This is a genomic window from Nocardiopsis sp. iso_238 (genome assembly GCF_056173325.1).
This window is the reverse complement of the sequence record NZ_CM149668.1, coordinates 752,746-772,516: the sequence shown is the minus strand read 5'-3', so window position 1 is coordinate 772,516 and position 19,771 is coordinate 752,746. Positions and strand designations below refer to the sequence as shown.

At 70.5% G+C, this 19,771-nt stretch carries 21 protein-coding genes and 2 tRNA genes; 10 read left to right on the top strand and 13 right to left on the bottom strand.

Annotated features, from left to right (window positions below):
- The first annotated feature begins 100 nt into the window (after positions 1-100).
- The 3 genes from AC0VYL_RS03515 to AC0VYL_RS03505 all read left to right on the top strand — a co-directional run bounded on the left by AC0VYL_RS03515 (position 101) and on the right by AC0VYL_RS03505 (position 2,766).
- Entirely contained in the window at positions 101-1,738 is a 1,638-nt protein-coding gene (locus AC0VYL_RS03515; protein WP_475482310.1) for a dolichyl-phosphate-mannose--protein mannosyltransferase, read from the top strand.
- Between the two features lie 318 nt (positions 1,739-2,056).
- The gene (locus AC0VYL_RS03510; RefSeq protein ID WP_017543917.1) at positions 2,057-2,260 is read left to right on the top strand and encodes a cold-shock protein; all 204 of its coding nucleotides are present in this window, start codon (positions 2,057-2,059) and stop codon (positions 2,258-2,260) included.
- 191 nt (positions 2,261-2,451) lie between these two features.
- On the top strand, positions 2,452-2,766 hold the full coding sequence (locus AC0VYL_RS03505; protein ID WP_475459115.1) for a sec-independent translocase: 315 nt from the start codon (positions 2,452-2,454) through the stop codon (positions 2,764-2,766).
- Between the two features lie 9 nt (positions 2,767-2,775).
- On the opposite strand, the gene AC0VYL_RS03500 is transcribed toward AC0VYL_RS03505, so the two are convergent.
- From AC0VYL_RS03500 to galU, 10 genes are all read right to left on the bottom strand, one after another.
- The gene (locus AC0VYL_RS03500; protein ID WP_475482309.1) at positions 2,776-3,312 is read right to left on the bottom strand and encodes a hypothetical protein; all 537 of its coding nucleotides are present in this window, start codon (positions 3,310-3,312) and stop codon (positions 2,776-2,778) included.
- A gap of 820 nt (positions 3,313-4,132) precedes the next feature.
- A complete protein-coding gene (locus AC0VYL_RS03495) occupies positions 4,133-4,546 on the bottom strand; it encodes a hypothetical protein (RefSeq protein WP_475459110.1) in 414 nt (137 codons plus the stop codon).
- Positions 4,547-4,549: 3 nt separating this feature from the next.
- Positions 4,550-5,167 (bottom strand): TetR/AcrR family transcriptional regulator, encoded by a 618-nt coding sequence (locus tag AC0VYL_RS03490; protein ID WP_475459107.1) that lies wholly within the window; start codon positions 5,165-5,167, stop codon positions 4,550-4,552.
- Positions 5,168-5,694: 527 nt separating this feature from the next.
- Positions 5,695-5,768 (bottom strand) — tRNA-Ala (locus tag AC0VYL_RS03485).
- A gap of 58 nt (positions 5,769-5,826) precedes the next feature.
- The gene (sepX, locus tag AC0VYL_RS03480; RefSeq protein WP_475459105.1) at positions 5,827-6,486 is read right to left on the bottom strand and encodes a divisome protein SepX/GlpR; all 660 of its coding nucleotides are present in this window, start codon (positions 6,484-6,486) and stop codon (positions 5,827-5,829) included.
- 404 nt (positions 6,487-6,890) lie between these two features.
- The gene (locus AC0VYL_RS03475) at positions 6,891-7,610 is read right to left on the bottom strand and encodes a GNAT family N-acetyltransferase (RefSeq protein WP_475482308.1); all 720 of its coding nucleotides are present in this window, start codon (positions 7,608-7,610) and stop codon (positions 6,891-6,893) included.
- A 252-nt stretch (positions 7,611-7,862) separates the two neighbouring features.
- Entirely contained in the window at positions 7,863-8,372 is a 510-nt protein-coding gene (locus tag AC0VYL_RS03470) for a MogA/MoaB family molybdenum cofactor biosynthesis protein (protein WP_475459101.1), read from the bottom strand.
- The gene (gene moaC, locus AC0VYL_RS03465) at positions 8,365-8,868 is read right to left on the bottom strand and encodes a cyclic pyranopterin monophosphate synthase MoaC (protein ID WP_475459098.1); all 504 of its coding nucleotides are present in this window, start codon (positions 8,866-8,868) and stop codon (positions 8,365-8,367) included. Before moaC ends, AC0VYL_RS03470 begins: the two co-directional genes overlap by 8 nt.
- 120 nt (positions 8,869-8,988) lie before the next feature.
- Entirely contained in the window at positions 8,989-10,215 is a 1,227-nt protein-coding gene (glp, locus tag AC0VYL_RS03460) for a molybdotransferase-like divisome protein Glp (RefSeq protein ID WP_475459096.1), read from the bottom strand.
- A gap of 110 nt (positions 10,216-10,325) precedes the next feature.
- Positions 10,326-11,264 (bottom strand): UTP--glucose-1-phosphate uridylyltransferase GalU, encoded by a 939-nt coding sequence (gene galU, locus AC0VYL_RS03455; protein ID WP_475459095.1) that lies wholly within the window; start codon positions 11,262-11,264, stop codon positions 10,326-10,328.
- Between the two features lie 151 nt (positions 11,265-11,415).
- On the opposite strand from galU, the gene AC0VYL_RS03450 reads away from it, so the two are divergent.
- The 4 genes from AC0VYL_RS03450 (at position 11,416) to AC0VYL_RS03435 (ending at position 13,981) form a co-directional block, all read left to right on the top strand.
- Positions 11,416-12,060, top strand: a complete 645-nt coding sequence (locus tag AC0VYL_RS03450) for a 5-formyltetrahydrofolate cyclo-ligase (RefSeq protein ID WP_475482307.1) — start codon at positions 11,416-11,418, stop codon at positions 12,058-12,060.
- 241 nt (positions 12,061-12,301) lie between these two features.
- On the top strand, positions 12,302-12,685 hold the full coding sequence (locus AC0VYL_RS03445) for an FmdB family zinc ribbon protein (protein WP_475459091.1): 384 nt from the start codon (positions 12,302-12,304) through the stop codon (positions 12,683-12,685).
- Positions 12,686-12,836: 151 nt separating this feature from the next.
- Positions 12,837-13,493, top strand: a complete 657-nt coding sequence (locus AC0VYL_RS03440) for an SAF domain-containing protein (protein ID WP_475482306.1) — start codon at positions 12,837-12,839, stop codon at positions 13,491-13,493.
- Between the two features lie 80 nt (positions 13,494-13,573).
- The gene (locus AC0VYL_RS03435) at positions 13,574-13,981 is read left to right on the top strand and encodes an MscL family protein (RefSeq protein ID WP_475459087.1); all 408 of its coding nucleotides are present in this window, start codon (positions 13,574-13,576) and stop codon (positions 13,979-13,981) included.
- Positions 13,982-14,090: 109 nt separating this feature from the next.
- Here the strand turns inward: AC0VYL_RS03435 and AC0VYL_RS03430 are convergent, their stop codons facing one another.
- A complete protein-coding gene (locus tag AC0VYL_RS03430) occupies positions 14,091-15,194 on the bottom strand; it encodes a D-alanyl-D-alanine carboxypeptidase family protein (RefSeq protein ID WP_475459085.1) in 1,104 nt (367 codons plus the stop codon).
- Positions 15,195-15,617: 423 nt separating this feature from the next.
- Between AC0VYL_RS03430 and AC0VYL_RS03425 the strand changes: the two genes are divergently transcribed.
- Positions 15,618-15,690 (top strand) — tRNA-Arg (locus AC0VYL_RS03425).
- Between the two features lie 238 nt (positions 15,691-15,928).
- On the top strand, positions 15,929-16,132 hold the full coding sequence (locus AC0VYL_RS03420) for a hypothetical protein (RefSeq protein WP_475483460.1): 204 nt from the start codon (positions 15,929-15,931) through the stop codon (positions 16,130-16,132).
- 40 nt (positions 16,133-16,172) lie between these two features.
- Here the strand turns inward: AC0VYL_RS03420 and AC0VYL_RS03415 are convergent, their stop codons facing one another.
- Positions 16,173-17,411, bottom strand: coding sequence for a phospholipase D-like domain-containing protein (locus tag AC0VYL_RS03415; protein ID WP_475459080.1), 1,239 nt, complete (start codon positions 17,409-17,411; stop codon positions 16,173-16,175).
- A 201-nt stretch (positions 17,412-17,612) separates the two neighbouring features.
- A complete protein-coding gene (locus AC0VYL_RS03410) occupies positions 17,613-18,404 on the bottom strand; it encodes a class I SAM-dependent methyltransferase (RefSeq protein ID WP_475459077.1) in 792 nt (263 codons plus the stop codon).
- Between the two features lie 283 nt (positions 18,405-18,687).
- Between AC0VYL_RS03410 and AC0VYL_RS03405 the strand changes: the two genes are divergently transcribed.
- Positions 18,688-19,740, top strand: a complete 1,053-nt coding sequence (locus AC0VYL_RS03405) for an STM4015 family protein (protein ID WP_475482305.1) — start codon at positions 18,688-18,690, stop codon at positions 19,738-19,740.
- Positions 19,741-19,771: the final 31 nt, after the last annotated feature.

Here is a 19,771-nt window from a genome sequence, read left to right as displayed (position 1 = left end):
GTCCTGTCGCGCTACGGTTGGCTCTATCGCGCCACCCGAAACCCGGTTTCGCGGCCCGTCCGCAACGGACCCCATCTCTGACCCCAACCTACGAGCCGAGATGACCACCACCGCACTTCACAGCGAGGTACCGCCCTCGAACCCCCCGGCCGCGGCCCAGCCGCCCACGCTCCGTTCCCGTTTCTCGCCCCGCCTGCCCAGCCCCTGGTGGCTCGGGTGGCTGGGCGCCCTCGTCGTCGCGGGCTTCGCGGGCGCGCTGAGGTTCTTCAACCTCGGCCAGCCCGACCGCATCTACTTCGACGAGACCTACTACGCCACGGACGCCCACGCCCTCTGGGAGTTCGGGTACGAGCACGACACGTTGGAGAACTCCGACGACCTGCTCAGCCAGGGTGACCCGAACATCTGGACCGGCGCGGGCGACTTCATCGTCCACCCGCCCGTCGGCAAGTGGATGATCGCGCTCGGTGACTGGCTGTACTCGATCATGCCGTTCGGCTCGGCCGTGACACCCGAGGGCTGGCGCGTGGCCTCGGCCGTGGCCGGGGTCCTCTCGGTGCTCATCCTGGTGCGGCTCGCCACCCGGATGACCCGCTCGGTGCTGCTCGGCTGCACGGCCGGGCTCATCATGGCGCTGGACGGGCTGCACTTCACGCTCAGCCGCATCGCCATGGTGGACATCTTCCTCACCCTGTGGATCCTGGCCGGGTTCGCGTGCCTGGTGATCGACCGGGACAGGACACGGGAGCGGCTGGTGCGGCTCGCGGAGGCCGGGGTCGACGTCACCACCGTGGGCTGGCTCGGGATGCGCTGGTGGCGGCTGGCGGCGGGGCTGTGCTTCGGTCTGGCGATCGGCACCAAGTGGTCGGCGCTGTTCTTCGTGGCCGCCTTCGGGCTGCTCACGGTGGCGTGGGACTACGGGGCCCGGCGCAGCGTCGGGCAGCAGCGCCCGCTGGGCCGGTGGTTCGGCTTCGACGCCGTCCCCGCGTTCGTGCAGACCGTGGTGGTGGCGGGCGTCGTCTACCTGGTCTCGTGGTCGGGCTGGCTCCTCACCCGGGGCGGCTACAACCGGGACTTCGCGGACGGGCTGCTCCCCGACTGGGTCCCGGGGTTCCTGCGCTCCCCCATGGAGGCCATGTGGAGCCTGTGGGACTACCACGGCCGCATGATGAACTTCCACTCCAACCTGAGCAGCGACCACTCCTACATCTCCGCGCCGTGGGAGTGGCTGATCATGCGCACCCCGGTGCTGTTCCACTACAACGGCCAGGCCGTGGGGTGCGACACGGGGAACTGCGTGACCTCGGTGGTGTCCATCGGGACGCCGGTCGTCTGGTGGCTCAGCATCATCGCGGTGACCGTGATGTTCGGCTGGTGGATCACCTTCCGGGACTGGCGCGCGGGCGCGGTGCTGCTCGCCATCGCGGCGGGGTGGCTGCCGTGGTTCGCCTATCCCGAGCGCCCCATGTTCCTGTTCTACGCGCTGCCGATCCTGCCCTTCCTGGTCCTGGCGATCGTGCTGGCGCTGGGGCTGGTGATGGGGGCCGGCGAGGACAGTCCCCGGTTCGCCCCGTACCTGCGGGCGCTGGGCGGGGTGGTCTTCGGTGTGGTGGTCCTGCTGACCATCGCCCACTTCGCGTATCTGTATCCCGTCTTGTCGGCGTATCCGATACCTGAGGAGACCTGGCGGGACCGACTCTGGTTCGACGTGTGGGTGTACGGCCGGGACGCTTCCTGACGCTCTCCGGGGAACGGGTAATACCGTTCCCCGGAACACATCTCCATTAGTGGCAGAAGGGCGGGAAAGCAACAGTTTCGAGTTGCCGAAACAGGACACTCCGGAATCCCGGATTCCTGCCGGAAAGGCCTCGGCAGGGCACCACTTCCCCTGGTACTGTCTGCAACTGGTTGCTGTTGTTGTTTCCATGGATGCCCAAGGCGCCTCGCGGAACTTCACGTGGGCGCTTGTCGATTCGGGATTACCCTTCGTCGGTTGGCGCCCGGCGACCCGGGACCAGCAGGGTGCGGTCCCGCCGTAGTCCCCAAGGGAGAGCACATGGCTCAGGGCACCGTGAAGTGGTTCAACTCTGAGAAGGGTTTCGGGTTCATCGCCGTCGAGGGTGGTCAGCCCGACGTGTTCGTGCACTACTCAGCGATCGCGGGCACCGGCTTCCGGAACCTGGAAGAGGACCAGAAGGTCGAGTTCGACATCATCCAGGGCCCGAAGGGCCCGCAGGCGGCGGACGTTCGCGCGGTCTGACCGTCACACGTGCGTCTTCCCAGCCCTCCGCTCCGTGAGCGGGGGGCTGGACCGCGTTCCGGGACCGTCGGCGGTGGTCGGGGGCGTGGCGCCGCGCCGGTGGCGGCCAGGGGGGTGGGCGGTTACCGAAGCCCGGCGAGACCGGTTAACCTGCTTGAAGCCGGTCGGTACACCAAGAGCGAGGACTGAACATGTTCGGCATCAGTGGGGGAGAGTTCGTCCTACTCCTTCTGCTCGCTCTCCTGATCTTCGGCCCCGACCAGCTCCCCAAGGCCGCCCAGCAGGTCGGCCGGGTGCTGCGCCAGCTCCGCACCATGGCCAACTCCGCCTCCGCCGACATCAAGGAGGGGCTCGGCCCGGAGTACAAGGACTTCGACGTCCAGGACCTCAACCCCAAGCGCTTCATCCAGAAGCACTTCTGGGAGGAAGAGGAGGAGGAGACGGGACGCAGACCCGCCTCCCAGCTCAACGGCAAGCGTCCGCCCTTCGACGACGAGGCCACGTAGGCCCCGTCCTCAGCCGACGAGCATCAGGAAGAACGCTCCCAGCGCGAGCAGCACCACCGACCCGATGATGATCGCGGGCGATCCGAGGGCGACGATCAGCACCTCCAGCGTCACCGCTCCGCCCAGTGCCGCGGCGATCCACGGCCACCGGGCCCGGGGCGCCCAGTCGTGGCGGCGCTCGCGGGCCGTGGTCACCAGGAACGCCAGCCCGATCAGGAGCCAGAAGCCCAGGTGGGCGGCGATCCGCGTGCCCGGCTCGACGTAGTCGGCCATGCCGCCGACGATCATGACGTAGAAGACGGTCCCGACGGCCAGGCGCCAGAAACACCGGCTCCGTTCCACCGGGATGACCTTGCTCCTGGCCCGTGTGGTGCGCCGGAAGCGTTCGGCGGCGACCGGTGGTTCGTGCTCCCCCGGTCTCGGTTCCGGCGGCGGCCCGGCGCGGTGCGGCCTCCGCTCGGGTTCGGTGGGGCGGACGTAGCCGCCCTCCGGCTCTGGTTCCTCTGGCTGCTGGTATCCGCCTGGGTACTGGGGGGAGTCGGACACGGAGGTTCCGCCCCTTCACGGTCGGTCCGGACCTGACTGTCCTGTTGTCGTACCGGGCTCCTACCCGTCACGGTCGGGGGTCAAATCCCCGACACGCGTGTTCCGGGAACGCGGAAGGGGTCCGCCGACGTCGTCGGGCGGACCCCCTGCACGTGAGTTCACTGAAGAGCGTTCAGCGTGCGCTGGTTACCACCAGCTCCAGCCGTTGCCCTTGCGAGAGGCCTTCGCGTGCGTGGTCATGGCATCCACCTTTCCATCGATGTCTCCGGCCCATCCCGCAACCAAGATGTCCCATCCCGGCGGGCTTCACAAGACCCGTGTTCGAATATTCGTCATTCCGTGGTCGACCTACGACCAAAGTTTGCAGCAGTGGCGTACGAAAGCCCACTGGAGTCGCTGTTGTCGCAGTTCAGGCAAGTTCCCTTTACCCACGCCAAACACACCCTCCCCGATGACCTGCAAAAACAAGACCGGCGCGGAGCAAAATCCCCGAAGGCGAACATAACAGAGTGTGATGCTATCGCTATTGCGGTTTGGGCGCTGGAAAACCACGCAATCGCTCTCGCGCGGGCCGGGAATCGACGTGGGACGCGTACAGACACCGGGACAAGGCGTAAGAAACCGACACAGAACATCGCTTCTTGGGCGTATCACCAGAAGACGGGCGATCACGCTTCGTGTCGAAGGGGGGACACCCACCCGTGTGGAAACCGGTTCCTTCACGCACGCCGGGGCTGGGTTTCGGTCTCTCCCTAACAGAGGTAATCTCCGCCGCTTTTCACCGGGGAACGTCGCGCCCGCCCGCCACCGGAGGCTGTGGTCAGCCGAGTGCCAGGCCGCCCGCGATGAGCGCGGCACCCGCGGCGACAAGGCCGATGACCAGGCTCGCCGCACCCAGGGGGATGAGCAGCCGCAACCGGTTGGGGGCCTGGGGATCGCGGCCGACCACCGACAGGAAGAACCCGGCCGGGATGAGGATTGCGGCCAGGAGGACCAGGTCCCCGAGGAGCCGCCCCCAGTCCGGAACCGTGGGCTGGTCCAGCAGGAGCCGGACGACCAGGCCGAGGATCACCAGGACCCCGGCGTGCGCGTGCCCCGCACGGAAGTAGGAGCGCTGGAGTTCGTTGGCGGGGAAGGCGCCGTTGACGACCCGGAGCAGGAACGTGCCGCCGTAGGCGATGCCGACCACGGTGAGCAGGACGGCGCCGGACGTGATGAGCGTTGCGGCTGACATGGGTCACTCCTGTGCTGGTGAGGGGGGTCGCCCCGAGGGGCCGAAGAGGAGTCCGGCGCTGCGTCGGGTGACGGACAGCAGATCGGCGTCCCCGAGAAGCGCGCGCACTCCGGAGTTGTCGAGGTTCCCGGTGAGCGCCAGGGTGGCGATGCCGTGCACGATCGACCAGCCCGCCACCACCCCGGCGGCCGGATCGTCGGCCGCCCTCCCCCCGTCGGACACCGACGCCACTCCGGAGCGCAGTTCGCCGAAGGCCGCGTCACGCGCGGCGGAGAGGGCCGGGTCGTCCTGGTCGAGCAGGGTCGGCGCGAACATCACCTGGAAGTGGGCCGGGTGCTCCATGGCGAAGCGCACGTACTCGACCCCGGACTCCAGGAATCCCCCGTCCGCCTCCCGGTTGGCCGCCAACCTGCGGGCCAGCTCGGTGAAGCCCTCGGTGGCCAGGGCGTTGAGGACGCCCTCCCTGCTGCCGAAGTGGTACCTCGGTGCCGTGTGGCTCACCCCGAGGTCGGCCGCGAGCGACCGCAGGCTGAAGGCGTAGGGGCCCTCCTCCTCGATGACCTCCGCGGCCCGCGCGAGCACGGCGGTACGCAGGTTCCCATGGTGGTATCCGTCTGCCATGAGTGGAACCATACACCGGAAAGTTTCCACTGTATAGATTCGGTCGCGTCGATCCGAAGGCGCCGACCCATAGGACATCCGGACCTACCGGGGTACTCTGGGGTACACACCGGTCACCCGACTCAGGGTATAGACGCTTCGCCGGTGACACTCGGGGCTCCGGTCCGGACGACCGCCCGCCACAGGGATCAGCAGCATTCGTCCAGTGCGACCAGGGACACAGTCGAAGGGCCCGGTTCGGTGAACCGGGCCCTTCGACTGTGTGCGGGAGAGCGTACCCGGGAGAACGAAACGACCCCGCGAGGAGGCCGAAAGCCCCCGAACAGGGTCGCCTCAGAGCCACCGGGGGTCCCAGGGGGTCGCCCCCCTGAGGGAAAACGAAACGACCCCGCGAGGAGGCCGAAAGCCCCCGAACAGGGTCGACTCAGAGCCACCCGGGGGTCCCAGGGGGTCGCCCCCCTGAGGGAAAACGAAACGACCCCGCGAGGAGGCCGAAGGCCCCCGAACAGGGTCGTCTCAGAGTGAAGTGGAGCTATGGGGATTTGAACCCCAGACCCCCTCGATGCGAACGAGGTGCGCTACCGGACTGCGCCATAGCCCCTGAAGACGTTTGAAAGACTATCAGGAGATTGCGGGTGGTCCGAACCGAAGCTCCGGGGTCAGTCTCCGGCGGCCCTCAGGCGGGCGTCCGCGTACTGGTCGTAGACCTGGCTGCGGCGCTCGATGAAGGCGATGATCTCGGCCTCGCGCTCGGCCTCGCGGGCCTCCTCGGCCTCGGCCCGGCGCGCCCTCAGGACCGCCTGGCGGCGTGCCCTCGCCACGGCCTCGCGGCGCTCGGCGTCGGCCTTGGCGGCCTCGCGCAGCAGGGCCATGTGTCCGACGAGCAGCAGGACCGGCGGGGCCATGACCCACCAGGGACCGAGGCCGAAGGCGACCGCCACGACGGTGCCGACGTTCAGCAGGGTGAGCACGGTGGTGCGTCGGCGCCGACGGGCGATGACGCGGGACCGGGGCTCGTGGCCGACGCGTTCGACGGCCGGGCGACTCCGCTCGGGAGCCTCCTCCTCGGCGCCGTGGTCGTCCCTGACGGCGGGGCGGCGGATCACCTGGGTCTCGGTGAGGTCCGGGTCCCCCTCGTCGTCTGAGTCGTCCTCAGCGCGCTGCTCGTCTTCCTCGTCGGCCTCGGACGCCTCGACGTCCTCGTCCTCGCGGCGGCCGTCCTCGGGGACGGTGTCCACCGCGTCCTTCCGCAGCAGCATCGGGACGAGGACGATGAGCCAGACCACCACGATGGCCAGGTACAGAGGAGAGCTGCTCATCACCCCTCCTCACGATGACGGCCACTGAACGTTGGTCGACACTTCGTCGACACCGCCCCGCGTGTGGCTGGACGTACCCCCGGAAGTAGAGACGTCCTCCGGCTGGACATCGTTCCTGGCCCTCGTCGGACCGGGGTCGATTCCCGTGTGCCATATCCACGCGTTGCCCGCATCGTCAATGCGTCTATGTTCCGCACGGTACGACCCCGTGTCCATAAATGCGCCACATTCCGACCGGAGTGTCGCAAGATTGTGGACCCTCAGTTTCGGTCGTCACACCCTCCTGAACGAAAGAGCAGGTCAGGCGATGACTGCGGAGCGCAGTGCCAATTCAACGCAAAGTAATGAATCATTGTGCTTAAAGAGGGGTTTAAGATCCGGACGCATCCGTGATCGTGCCATGTTCAGTTCGATCCCGGGTGCGGACTCGCCGGATCCCACGGATCACCGCCACCGTTCGGGCCCTGTGGCCCCAATGCGGAACCAGGGCCGGAACCCCCCACCTCGGGCGGACCGGAAGGCGTTCCGTCGTACCAGCGCCGCAGCACGCCACGGGGTACCTCCTCCGCCGTGAGGCCGTAGCAGATGTGGTCCCGCCAGGCACCGTCGATGTGGAGCTGGCGTCTGCGCACCCCCTCGTCGCGGAATCCCAGCTTGGTCACCACTCGTCGGCTGGCGCGGTTCTCGGGACGGATGTTGGCCTCGATCCGGTGGAGTCCGACAGTGAAGAAGGAGTGGTCGACGGCCAGGGCGACGGCGGTCGGGGTGATGCCCCGACCCGCGTAGGCGCTGTCGACCCAGTAGCCGACCTGCGCGGACCGTGCCGAACCCCACACGATGGCGCCCACGGTGAGCTGGCCGACGAAACGGCCCTCGTAGGTGATCGACCACGGCATCGACAGGCCCTGCCTGGCCTCGCGGCGGATGGCCTGGAGCATGGCCACGTAGGGCGTCAGCCCGGTGGTGCGCAGCGGCATCTCCGGGTAGGTGGGCTCCCAGGGCCGCAGCCACTCGGCGTTGCGCGCCCGGGTGTCCCGGAGCACGGGGGCGTCGCGAAGGCGCAGAGGGCGAAGCGCGATCGGCCCCTCCTGAAGGGTGGCGGGCCACCCCTGTCTGCGGTTCACGTCCGTCCTTCCGAGCCCTCCGGACCGCCCTGCGCGGTCGCGCCACCGCCCCTCGGTACTCGTGGAGCACCCGGTGTCGGTGACGCCTTCCAGTATTCCACTCCGACGGCGTGAGGTGGCGGGCGTCACCCTCACGGCACGAGAATCGGATGTTTCCTAACTCCATTCACGCCAGTACCGAAAACAGGTACCAGGTCAAGGAATTCTCCACCTCCGGAATGCCCCCGATGTGATTCCGGTCATTGTCCGGTGTCATTCGGGCCGGGGGTGGTCTCCGCCACGGAGCTGGTCGATCGCGTGGCCCAGAACCGGCTCCAGCACGTCCATCCCGTCGCGCACACCGCCCCTGGAACCGGGCAGGTTCACCACGACCGCCCGGTGTCCGGAACGCTCCGCGATCCCCGCCAGGCCGCGCGAGAGGATGGCGGTGGGAACACCCTTCTCCCGACCGGCCGCCCGCAGCGCCTCGGCGATACCGGGGATCTCCCGTGTGAGGAGGGGCCGCGTCGCCTCGGGGGTGAGGTCCTGCGGGGTCAGCCCGGTGCCACCGGTGGTCAGGACGGCGTCCACGCCCTCGTCGAGCGCGCGCTCGATCGCCTCGGTGACCGGCGCGCCGTCCGGCACGACCCAGGGTCCGACGACCCGGCAGCCCATGGCCCGGAGGCGTTCCGCGATCACGGGCCCGGAACGGTCCGGGTAGACCCCGGACGCCGCGCGGTTGGACGCGGTCACCACCGCGACCCGGTGCACGGCGTCACTCACCGCGCCTCCAGTGGCCCTTCTTCCCGCCGGTCTTCTCCTCGACCCGCACCCGGGTGACCTCGGCCTCGGGGTCGATCGCCTTGACCATGTCGACCAGGCCGAGGGCGGCGGTCATCACGCAGGTGAGCGCCTCCATCTCGACACCGGTGCGGTCGGCGGTGCGCACCGTGGCGCTGACGTCCACCCCGTCGTCCGTCACCGTCAGGTCCACGTCCACGCCGTGCACGGCGATCGGGTGACACAGGGGGACGAGGTCCGGGGTGCGCTTGGCCCCCTGGATGCCGGCGATCCGGGCGACGGCGAGGGCGTCGCCCTTGGGGACCGCTCCGTCACGCAGGGCGGCGACCGTCTCCGGGTTGAGCAGGACCCGGCCGGTCGCCGTGGCCGTGCGGGCGCTCACGGACTTGGCGGAGACGTCCACCATGCGCGCGGATCCGGACTCGTCGAGGTGCGTGAGGCCGGAGGGGTGCGCCTCCGGGCGTGGGGTGTCGGTCATCGCTGTGGAGCCACTCATCGTCTCGTGCGGGCTCGCGGCCGCCCGGAACGGTCGGCCACGGGGTCGCGTGGTGACGCGTCCAAGGACGACCGTACTCCTCCGGGACGACACCCGCCGCCGTCAGTGCTCGGGCAGGACCAGGACCTCGACCAGGTCACCGGCGGCCAGCTCGGTGACCTCCTCGGGGACGACCAGGAGCGCGTTGGCCTCGGCCAGCGCGGACAGCTGGTGGGAGCCCTGCCGCACCGCCGGGGCGACCGCGGGCACCGGGTCCAGGGCGGTGGGGTCGGAGAGCACGGCACGCAGGTAGGAACGGCGGTCGCGGGGCGAGCCGACCGGGGTGGCCAGCCGTGCCCGCACGCTCGGCAGCGGCTTCGGGGGCAGGCCGCGCAGCCTGCGCAGGACCGGCCGGACGAACAGGTGGAAGGACACGAAGGCGCTCACCGGGTTGCCCGGGAGCGTGAGGATCGGGGTGTCGTCCGGACCGATCGCGCCGAACCCCTGGGGCTTGCCGGGCTGCATGGCCACCTGGGTGAACTCGACGGTGCCCTTGGTGGAGAGCACCTCCTTGACCACGTCGTAGGCGCCCATGCTCACGCCCCCGGTGGTGACCACCACGTCAGCGCGGATCAGCAGGTCCTCCAACGTGTTCCACACGGTGACCGGGTCGTCGCCGACGAAGCCGTGGCGGTACACCTCGCAGCCCTCGTCGCGGGCGGCGGCGGCCAGCATGTAGCTGTTGGACTCGTAGATCTGCCCCGGGCCGAGGGGGCGGCCGGGCTCGACCAGCTCCTCACCGGTGGAGAGCACCACCACGCGCGGCCGGGGGCGGACCGGGACCGAGCGGCGCCCGACCGCCGCGAGGACACCCATCTCCCCCGCCCCGATCCGGACCCCGGCGCTGAGCACCGTCGCGCCCTCCCGAACGTCCTCGCCCCGGCGCCGGACGAACGCGCCCTCCCGCGCGGGGCGGTCGATCGCCACCTCCACGGTGCCGCCGTCGGTCCACTCCACCGGGACCACGGCGTCCGCGCCCTCGGGCATGGGCGCCCCGGTCATGATGCGGGCGCACAGCCCCGGCCGGATCGCCGCGGGGTCCGCGTCGCCCGCCGGGATGTCGGCCACGACCCGCAGCCTGACCGGGGAGTCGGCGGTGGCCCCGGCCAGGTCGGCCGCGTGCACCGCGTACCCGTCCATCGAGGAGTTGTCGAAGCCCGGCAGGGACACCGGGGAGACGACCGGCTCCGCGAGCACCGTTCCGTGCGCCTGGAGCAGGTCCAGCTCGGTCGGCTCGGGTGCGGCGACCAACCCCAGGAGGTCGGAGATGTGCTGTTCGACGCTCTTCATGAGGTCCTTCCGGGTCGTGGACGCGCTGGGGGCCTCCCCCGCCACGGGAGGAGGCTCCGGACCCATTGTGACCATCCCGGGAGCCGACGTCCCGGACCCGGGCTCCCGGGTCAGCCCCGGAGCCGCTCCTGGCGGTCCAGGAACTCCCGCAGCCAGGGCAGGAGCTCGTCCGCCAGATCCGGGCGGCGGCAGGCGAACTCCACCACGGTGCGGATGTACTCGGCCTTGTTGCCGGTGTCGTAGCGGTTGCCGCGCAGCAGCACGCCGTGGACGCCGCCGCCCTGGTCGGGACTGGTCCGGGCCAGTTCCTTCAGGGCGTCCGTCAGTTGGATCTCGCCGCCGCGTCCGGGCGCGGTGTCGTGCAGGACGGGGAAGACCGACGGGTCGCACACGTAGCGGCCGATGATCGCCCAGCGGCTCGGCGCCTGTTCGGGGGAGGGCTTCTCGACGAGGTCGGTGACGGTGACCACGTCGTCCTCGTCGGTGGCCTCCACCGCCGCGCAGCCGTAGAGGGACACCTGCTCGGGCTCCACCTCCATGAGCGCGACGACGCTGCCGCCGTGGGTCTGCCGCACCTCGATCATGCGGCGGAGCAGGTCGGCGGACTCGATGAGGTCGTCACCGAGGAGCACCGCGAAGGGGTTGTCGCCCACGTGGGCCTCCGCGCACAGCACGGCGTGGCCCAGGCCCCGGGGCTCACCCTGGCGGACGTAGTGGACCTGCGCGAGGTCGCTGGACTCGCGGACCGAGTTGAGCTTCTCCTTCTCGCCCTTGGCGGCCAGCGCCTCCTCCAGCTCGTAGGCGCGGTCGAAGTGGTCCTCGATGGAGCGTTTGCTGCGCCCGGTGATCATCAGGACGTCGCTGAGCCCGGCTTCGACGGCCTCCTCCACGACGTACTGGATCGCGGGCTTGTCCACGATCGGCAGCATCTCCTTCGGGGTGGCCTTGGTGGCGGGCAGGAAACGGGTGCCCAGCCCCGCCGCCGGTACGACCGCCTTGGTCACGGCGGCGTCGGTGCGGGGTCGCTTCTGGTCGGTGTCGGCGCTCATGAACGGCACTTTAGGACAGACAACCCCGATTACGTGGACCGATGACTTCCCGTGGCCGAGAAGTCCCCGTCGTTTCGGGCGAAGTCGTGGTAACCGCAACCGAGTGTTCACCCCTCCGGGGAGGCGGGGGCCGGGTGCCACACTGGGGCCCATGGGTGCCACGAACGAACACGACCGCGACGCCAAGCGCGCACTGCGCGCCCGCCTGCTCTCCGCGCGGCGGGAGAGGGACGCGGCGGAGCGCTCCCGTGTGGGTTCCGCCGTCCGCGACACCCTCATGGAACTGCCGTGGCTGGCCATGGGCGGAACCGTGGCCTGCTACTACTCCGTGGGCGGCGAGCCCGGCACCCGGGGGCTGGTCAACGCGCTGTGGAAGCGCGGCACGTACGTGCTGCTGCCGGTCTTCCTGCCCGACGGGACGCTCGACTGGGCGGCCTACGAAGGTCCGGACGGACTCGAACCGGCCGGACACGGACTGGTGGAGCCGACCGGGCACCGCTACGGCCCCGAGGTGCTGGGCCGCGCCGACGCGGTGGTCTGCCCGGCCGTGGCGGTGGACCGGAGCGGGACGAGGATGGGGCGCGGCGCGGGCTGCTACGACCGCGCGCTGCCGCTCCGGGGCCCGCACACGCCCGCGATCGCCGTGGTCCACGACGAGGAGTTCGTGGACGCGCTGCCCGCGGAGCCGCACGACCGGCCGGTGGACGCCGTCGTGACCCCGGGCGGCGGGCTCCACGTGTTCGACCCCGGCTCGGCGGTCTGGCCCGGCGGCGCCCCGGACGGCCGGCCCCGGTGAGGCCCGTGCGCCCCGGGACACGGGGCCGGGGGGATTAAGGCGACGGGGCGGAACGTTATGGCTGGCGGTCGTGTCCCGGACCTGCCCCGGTACGCGCGCACCCCGCAGGCCCGGCCCGGTACCGCCCGGCTCACGGGACACCCGGCGCCGCAGCGGTGAGGGGTTGTCGCGGCCGTGGTCGGCGAACGCGTACTATTTAGCAGTCAACGGGTGTGAGTGCCAGCAAGGAGGACCCGGAACAGTGCCTACGTACCAGTACGCGTGCACCGAGTGTGACGCCCAGATGGAGGTCGTGCAGAGCTTCAGCGACGACTCGCTGACGGTCTGCCCCGAGTGCGAGGGGCGCCTGCGCAAGGTGTACTCCGCGGTCGGCATCGTCTTCAAGGGTTCGGGCTTCTACCGCACCGACAGCGGTAAGTCCACCACGAACAGCTCCGCCCTGACCGGTTCCAACACCGACGGCGGCACCGAGGGCAAGGGCGAGAAGTCCGCCGACTCCGCCAAGCCCTCCTCCGACTCCGGCGGCACCGGCACCCCCGCCGCCGCCTCCACCGCCAGCACGGGCGGCAGCGACAAGTCGAGCAGCAAGAGCACCAGCGGCAGCACCGCCGCGACCAGCAGCTGAGCCACCGCACCGTTGACCGTGGCCGCGCCGCCGAGGCCCCTCGGCGGCGCTTCTGTTGTCTCCGGGGCCCCCGGGCACTGCGGGGTCCGGGCGGAAATCCGCCCTGTGGACAACCCTCCCGGGCCGCCTCCCCCGGCCTAGCGTTGGAGACATGAGCAACCCCCCGCCCCCGTTCCGGCTCCGGCGCGGCCCGCTCCGCCTCCTCGACCGTCACCGCCGCGCCGTCGCCTCGGTCCTGACCGCCCTGGCCGTGGTCTGCGCGGTCCTCGTCCTGCGACCCCCTCCCCAGCCCGAGGCGGAGGTGCTCGTCGCCGCCAGGGACCTCGACGCCACCGCGCCGCTGTCCGGGGACGACCTCACCCCGCTCGTGATGGCCGAGCGCTCCGTCCCGGACGGGGCCCTCGCCCCCGGGGACCCGACGTCCGGGCTCTCGCTGAACGCTCCGGTGCGCCGGGGCGAGGTACTGACCGACGCCCGGCTGAGCGACCCCCCGGCGCTCCGCTACGGCGCTGACATGGTCGCGGTCCCGGTGCGGGTGGCCGATCCGGGGGCGGTCGGTCTGCTCTCCCCCGGCAGCCGCGTGGACGTGCTCGCGGCCACGGGCGCCGACGGGTTCGGCGGACCGCACCCCGGACCCGGGCACGCCGTCGAGGTCGTCGGGGACCGGCCCGTGCTGGCGGTCCCGGCTGAGGAGGGTCCGAGCGGGGAGGTCGGGGCGCTGGTCCTCATCGCCGCGACCAGCGAGGAAGCCAGAGCCCTGGCCGGGCACGCGACCACCTCGCGACTGTCTGTCACGATTCGCGGTTGACCGATGACCAGGGGTGGTGAAAGCTGTCCCGGGCGCCCCACCGGGCGCATCCATCACTCACGAACACGTAGGGCAGTTCCATGGAAGGCTTCAAGAAGTTCCTGCTCCAGGGAAACCTGGTGCAGCTGGCGGTCGCGGTCGTCATCGGCTCCGTCTTCGCCGGCCTCATCTCGGCGTTCACCGAAGGGTTCATCACCCCGCTCCTGGGGATCTTCGGCGGGATCCCCACCTTCGCGGACCTCTACTTCGAGATCAACGGCAGCAGGTTCCTGTACGGGGCCTTCGTCGACGCCCTGGTCTCCTTCCTGATCACCGCCGCGGTCCTCTACTTCCTCGTGGTCCTGCCCATGGGCAAGCTGATGGAGAAGTTCATCAAGGCCGAGGAGGCCACCACCCGCGAGTGCCCGCACTGCTTCTCGGAGATCAACAAGAAGGCCAGCAAGTGCGCCCACTGCACCAGTGAGGTCACCCCGGAGACCGTCTCCTAGTGCGTTCAGGGGCCCGCACGGCCCCCGTTCCGACACACGTGAGGGCGGCCCCGCGGGGCCGCCCTCCGGGTCGCTGGCGGCCGGTCCGGGACCGGCCGCGCGCGGTGCTCTAGCCCTCGTACTCCCAGTGCCAGGGCTCGAAGGGGCTGGACTTCGCCCAGGCCGGGTGGATCCAGTTGTACTTGGCCCCGTGCTCCTCCATCCAGTTCCACCGCTCCGAACGGAAGTTCTGGATGCCGCAACCGAGGTCGATCGCCTGGCCCAGACCGTGGTTACTGGTACCGGGCACGGCCGCGAAGCCGGGCGGCTCCTGGGCGTAGACCCGGTGCTGGTTCGGCAGGTCGCGGTAGGCGCTGGTGATGCAGATGTTCTCGCCGAACTCCTCGACGTACTCGACGTTCAGCTGGAGGAACTCGACGGCGGCGTCGGCCCTCAGGAACTTGTCGTCGTACAGCGAGCAGAGTGCCTCCTGCGGGAGCAGCCCGTTGGGGTAGCCGCCCGCGTTCGAGGCCGCGCTCGGGTCGCAGTCGGCGGCCGCCATGTACGCCTCCGGGTCCAGACCCCGCGACTCCAGCTCGTCCGTGAGCTCGTTCATGCTCGTCTCGGACTGTTCGCGCAGCGAGTCCACCTCGGCGGCGAGCTCGGCCTGTTCGAGCTGCGTGAAGGTCTGGAGCTCCTGGGCCTCCCCCGCCAGGTCCACCTGCTCCGCGCGGAGGTTGGTGGCGTCCTGGATGAGCGCCTGGTTGTCCTCGGACAGCTTGGCCGCGTAGGACTGCGTCTGGAGGTCGTCGTCGAGGTCGCCCGCCGCGAGGAGTCCGAGGACGCCGGCGTCGGGCTGCTGGTACATGGTGCTGGCCAGCTGGGCGAGCGGTTCGCGCATCTCGGTCAGGTCGCCCTCGATCTGCTGGAGCTCGTGGAGCGTGGAGATCAGGTCCTCCTGCGCCTCCTCCAGGGCGTCCTGACGCGCGACGTACTCGTCGGTCGCCTCCTCCAGGGCGTCGGCGGCGGACTCGGCGCGCTCGCGGAGGTCCTCCAGGCTCGCCTCGGCTGGCGGAGCCAGGGGTACGGACCCCGGCACGACGAACAGGGACGTGACCAACATGAGTGTCAGCGCCTGCGCGATCCGGACCCGGTGGTGTGCCCCCAGGACGGTCAGCACCCCGCTACCCGGTACGCGGGACCTACGCCGCGCCGACTCGGAAGTGAACGGCACGAATGATCCTCCGGCTGCATTTTCCTCGAACACCTACTCGTGGCCGCAAGGCAACGTACTACATGTCCACATGCGGACACACTGGACAGTGCGGCCCGACGGCCGAACCCGTGGACGGTTGGCCGCCGCCCTCCCGGCCGTCTCGCACGGCCTCTGGAAGAAGGCCTGGTCGTCGGGGTGCGATGACCGCTCACACCCGCCCGCCCAGAGTGACCGAAGCGCGCGGGCGGCTCTCATCACGACACGCGAAATGAACAACATCACACCGCAACCAGGACAACCAATCGTAGGTCAGCGTACTGTGCCGCGCACGCAGAGTGCCTCGCCCGCACCGCCCCAACACCAATCGACACCCCACGCACACCCATCCTGGGTTAGGCTTGGCCCCGTGGCCGGGTAACGTCCGGCCCTGGCATCACCCATGGCTCCATAGCTCAGGGGATAGAGCACCGCTCTCCTAAAGCGGGTGTCGCAGGTTCGAATCCTGCTGGGGCCGCCTCAACGGAAGGGCGCCCCTCTCGTCGGTCGAGAGGGGCGCCCTTCCGTCTTTTCCCGCGTCTGGAATCCGTCCCAACCCCGTCAAGACGTCACAAGTCCCCACGAGACCCTCCCCGGCCGCGAAAAAGTTGCCGGACCCCTCCGTGTCGGGCGGCGGCCCCCGCCCCCTTCCGAGCCATCATGGACAGCGAAGGACCAGGCAGGACGCGTGCGTGAGCACGGACGGGGGTGGCCGGATGGCGGACGGGGACGACATGACCGAACTCGGGGCCGACGACAGGGGGCGCCAGCGGGGCGGGTCGCCCTCCGCGATCTCCGGGGCGCTGAAGAAGGACCCCCAGCCCGGCCCGCAGCACTGGGGCGGTCCCCGGCCCCGCAGGGCCGATCCGGACCGCTTCTTCCCCCGGAAGTTCCCGCGCCTGTCCCCGAAGGACGTCTGAACCGGACCCGGCGACGAGGGCCGCGCTCAGGTGGCCCAGCTCACAGGAATCCGCGCCAGGGGGCCAGGACGATCTCGCTGAACTTGGCCGCGAACGGGCGCCCCCGCCACTCCTCCTCGGTCAGCTCCCGGGCGTTGGTGAGGTCGGTCTCGAAGACCTTCTCCAGGTGCCGGGCCACGCCCTCGTCGAAGATCTCCACGTTGATCTCGTAGTTGCCGGTGAGGCTGAGCCGGTCCACGTTCGCGGTGCCGATCGTGCTCCACCGGCCGTCCACCGTCGCGGTCTTGGCGTGCACCATGGCGTCCTCGTACAGCCAGAGCCGCACCCCGCCCCGCAGCAGCTCCGAGTACCGGCCGCGCGCCATCCAGTCCGCGACGACGTGGTTGGAGTTCTCGGGCACGAGCACGTTGACGTCCACGCCACGGCCCGCCGCCTCGATCAGGACGTTGGCGAGCTCGCGGTCCGGGATGAAGTAGGCCTGGGTGAAGATCACCCGCTCCTTGGCCCGGTCCACCGCCTCCAGGAACATGGCCCGGATCGGGTAGATGATCAGCTCGGGGACGTTGCGGTGGACGCGGATGCGCGAGTCCCACTCCGCCTCCCCCAACCCCTGCAGCTCCGGCTGGTCCGCGCGCCGGTTGGTGTTCCAGAAGTCCACGAAGGCGTTCTCCAGCTCCCACACGACCGGGCCGACGACCCGCAGGTGGGTGTCGCGCCACTCGATGGCGTAGGTGGAGCCCACGTTGAACCCGCCGACGAAGCCCGTCTTCCCGTCCACCGTGAGGATCTTGCGGTGGTCGCGGCCGGACTTGCGCACGTTGAGCAGGAGCACGCCGGGGCGGAAGGCGGGGTAGCGCATGACCCGCACGGAGGGCGGGAAGCGGAAGAAGGAGCGCGGCACCACGAGGTTGGCGAAGCCGTCGTAGATGACGTACACCTCGACCCCGCGCTCGGCCGCCTCGATCAGCGCCGCCTTGAACTCCTGCCCCACAGCGTCGGCCTTGAAGATGAAGGACTCGAACAGGACGCGGTGGCGGGCGCCCCTGATCGCGGAGAGCATGTCCTCGAACAGGTCCTCACCGTAGGTGTAGACCGTCGCGGTGGTCTCCCCCACGGGCACCGAGGCGGGATCGGTGCGGGGGAAGTTGGCCCGGTGCGGCCGGACCCTCTTGCGCCACTGGTCGATCCCGACGAGGGTCGCGACCACGGCGACCTGGGTGGCCAGCAGCCCCAGCAGCCCCCGTCTGACCCAGGTCGTGATGGTCGAGCGTGTCAGCATGCGGTCGCCTCCCGAACAGACCGTCCGCCGCGCCCCCGGAACGGCGGCCACCCCGGCACCAAGGTGGAGCACCACCGTAACCCGGCGCCCACCCCGGCCCCGGGCACGAACCGCGTTCCGGGGCGAACCAGGCGCCGCTGCCCGTCCGTCCCGAACCTGGACATAAGACCGCGAACGACCCGGGGCCCGCCGTGCCCGGGGTCAGGTGTCCTCGCGGCGGCGGAGCACGAGGAGTTCCGTTGTGGGGCTCTCCCGGCGGCCGCGCACGAGCCTGCGGTCCACCCGGTACAGGAGCGCCCCGGCGAGCCACCCGGTCGGCGCGGTGACGGTGGCGGCGCGCAGGACCCCGCCCCAGACCTTGCGCCACGGCAGAGAGGCGTCGACCTGGGCGTTCATCAGCATCAGCATGGGCACCCGGCGCACGATGTCGAACCCGGCCTTGTCGGCCAGCGACGCGATCGTCTCCAGGGTCCGGTTGACCTGGTGCTCTCCGCGCTGTTCGGGGCGCTGGAGGCAGTTCTCGGAGATCACCAGGGTGCCGCCGGGACGCACGACCCGGCCCAGGGAGCGGAAGGCGGCGGCGTACCGGTCGTCGTCGGTGATGTGGAAGAGCACGTCCATGCAGGAGGCGGCGTCGAAGCTGGCGTCCTCGAAGGCGTCGAGCTCGGACACGTCCTGGCGGAGGAAGCGGTGGTCCGGAAAGCGGCCGCGCAGGCGTTCGACGGCGGCGTCGGTCATGTCGCAGCCGGTGACGTCACCGACGCCCAGGCGCTCCCACTGGCTCACGTAGAACCCGGTGCCGCTGCCCGCGTCGAGCACGCTGGCGCCCTCCAGCCCCAGCTGGCCGACCTCGCGGAGGAAGACCTCCTCGCGCACCCGGTACATCCAGGTGTTGAAGGGCCGTCCGAGGGCGCGGTAGCCGACGCCGCTCTCGGTCCAGTCACCTTCGAGCCGGTGTTCCCAGAAGTCACGGAGTTCACTGTGCGTAGCCATGCGACCACTTTCACATCGCGGTCCGTCGTTGTCCTGCCGCACCGCCGTGGTCCCACCGGCGGGTTCACCGGGTCGGCGGCGATCCCGCGTCCACACCCGTGGACACGTCCGAATCGCCCCCGTCAGCTGCTAAGAAAGAGGAATCCACCCGCCCCGGGACGTTCGCGGCCTTCGCGCGGAAACCCGCCGCGCCGACACGGGACGGGTGCCCCACCCCGTTCTGTCACCCTCCGCTGTTAGAACGTGTGGCACACCCCCCGGCCACGACGGAAGGCTCCCCGCCATGATCAAAGAACACCTCACCGACCACGCCGGACTCCCCGTGGTCGACTTCCTCGACGCGCAGGCGGACGAGCACTACCTCCACCTGGCCGGCACACGACCCGCGTCCGGAAGCGCGACAGGCCCCCGCTCCACGCAGCACGCGCGCATGGAGGAGGCCAGGAAGGACCCCGGATCGGTGGCGTGGCGGCTGCGCCTCGCTGGCTACGCCGAGGAGTTCGTGCCCTACCTGGACCGGTTCTTCGCGGAGGTGGACACCTCCCCGGTGACGGCGCTGGTCATCGGTGACTGGGGGTTCGAGGACGGCTGCGACGTCTCCTCCCTCGAACTCCGGGACGCCCTCATCCGCCACGTGGACGCCCTCCCCGCGCTGCGCTCGCTGTTCATCGGTGACGTCACCTTCGAGGAGAACGAGATCTCCTGGATCCACCAGTGCGACCTCGCTCCCCTGCTGGACGCCTACCCCCTGCTGGAGGAACTGACCGTCCGGGGCGTCGGTGACACCTACAGCGGAGGAGAGACGCTCTCCCTGGCGGTCGGCGGCCACCGGTCCCTGCGCTCGCTCACCGTCCAGAGCGGCGGCCTGCCCGGCCGGGTGGCGCGCGAGGTCGTCGCGGCCGACCTGCCCGCGCTGGAGCGGCTGGAACTGTGGCTGGGCATGGCCGACTACGGCGGCGACACCCTCGTCGAGGACCTGGCGCCCCTGCTGCGCGGGGAGGCCCTGCCCGCCCTGCGCCACCTGGGTGTGCGCAACGCACCGCGCACCGGCGACTGGCTGCGGGCCCTGGCCGGGGCCCCGCTCACCGCCCGCCTGCGCTCGGCGGACCTGTCCCTGGGCACCCTGCGCGACGACGACGTGGAGGACCTGCTGGCCTCCGTACCGGCCTTCGCCCACCTGGAGAGCCTGGACCTGCACCACCACTTCCTGAGCGAGGACGGGGCCGAGCGTGTGCGGACCGCGTTCACGGAGGCCGGGGTCCGCGTCGACCTCTCCGACGGACGCGGGTCCCCGACCGACGAGAACGTCCACTACTACCCGGCCGTCGGGGAGTGAGCCCCGCCGTGTCCGTCCCCGTCCCCGCCCC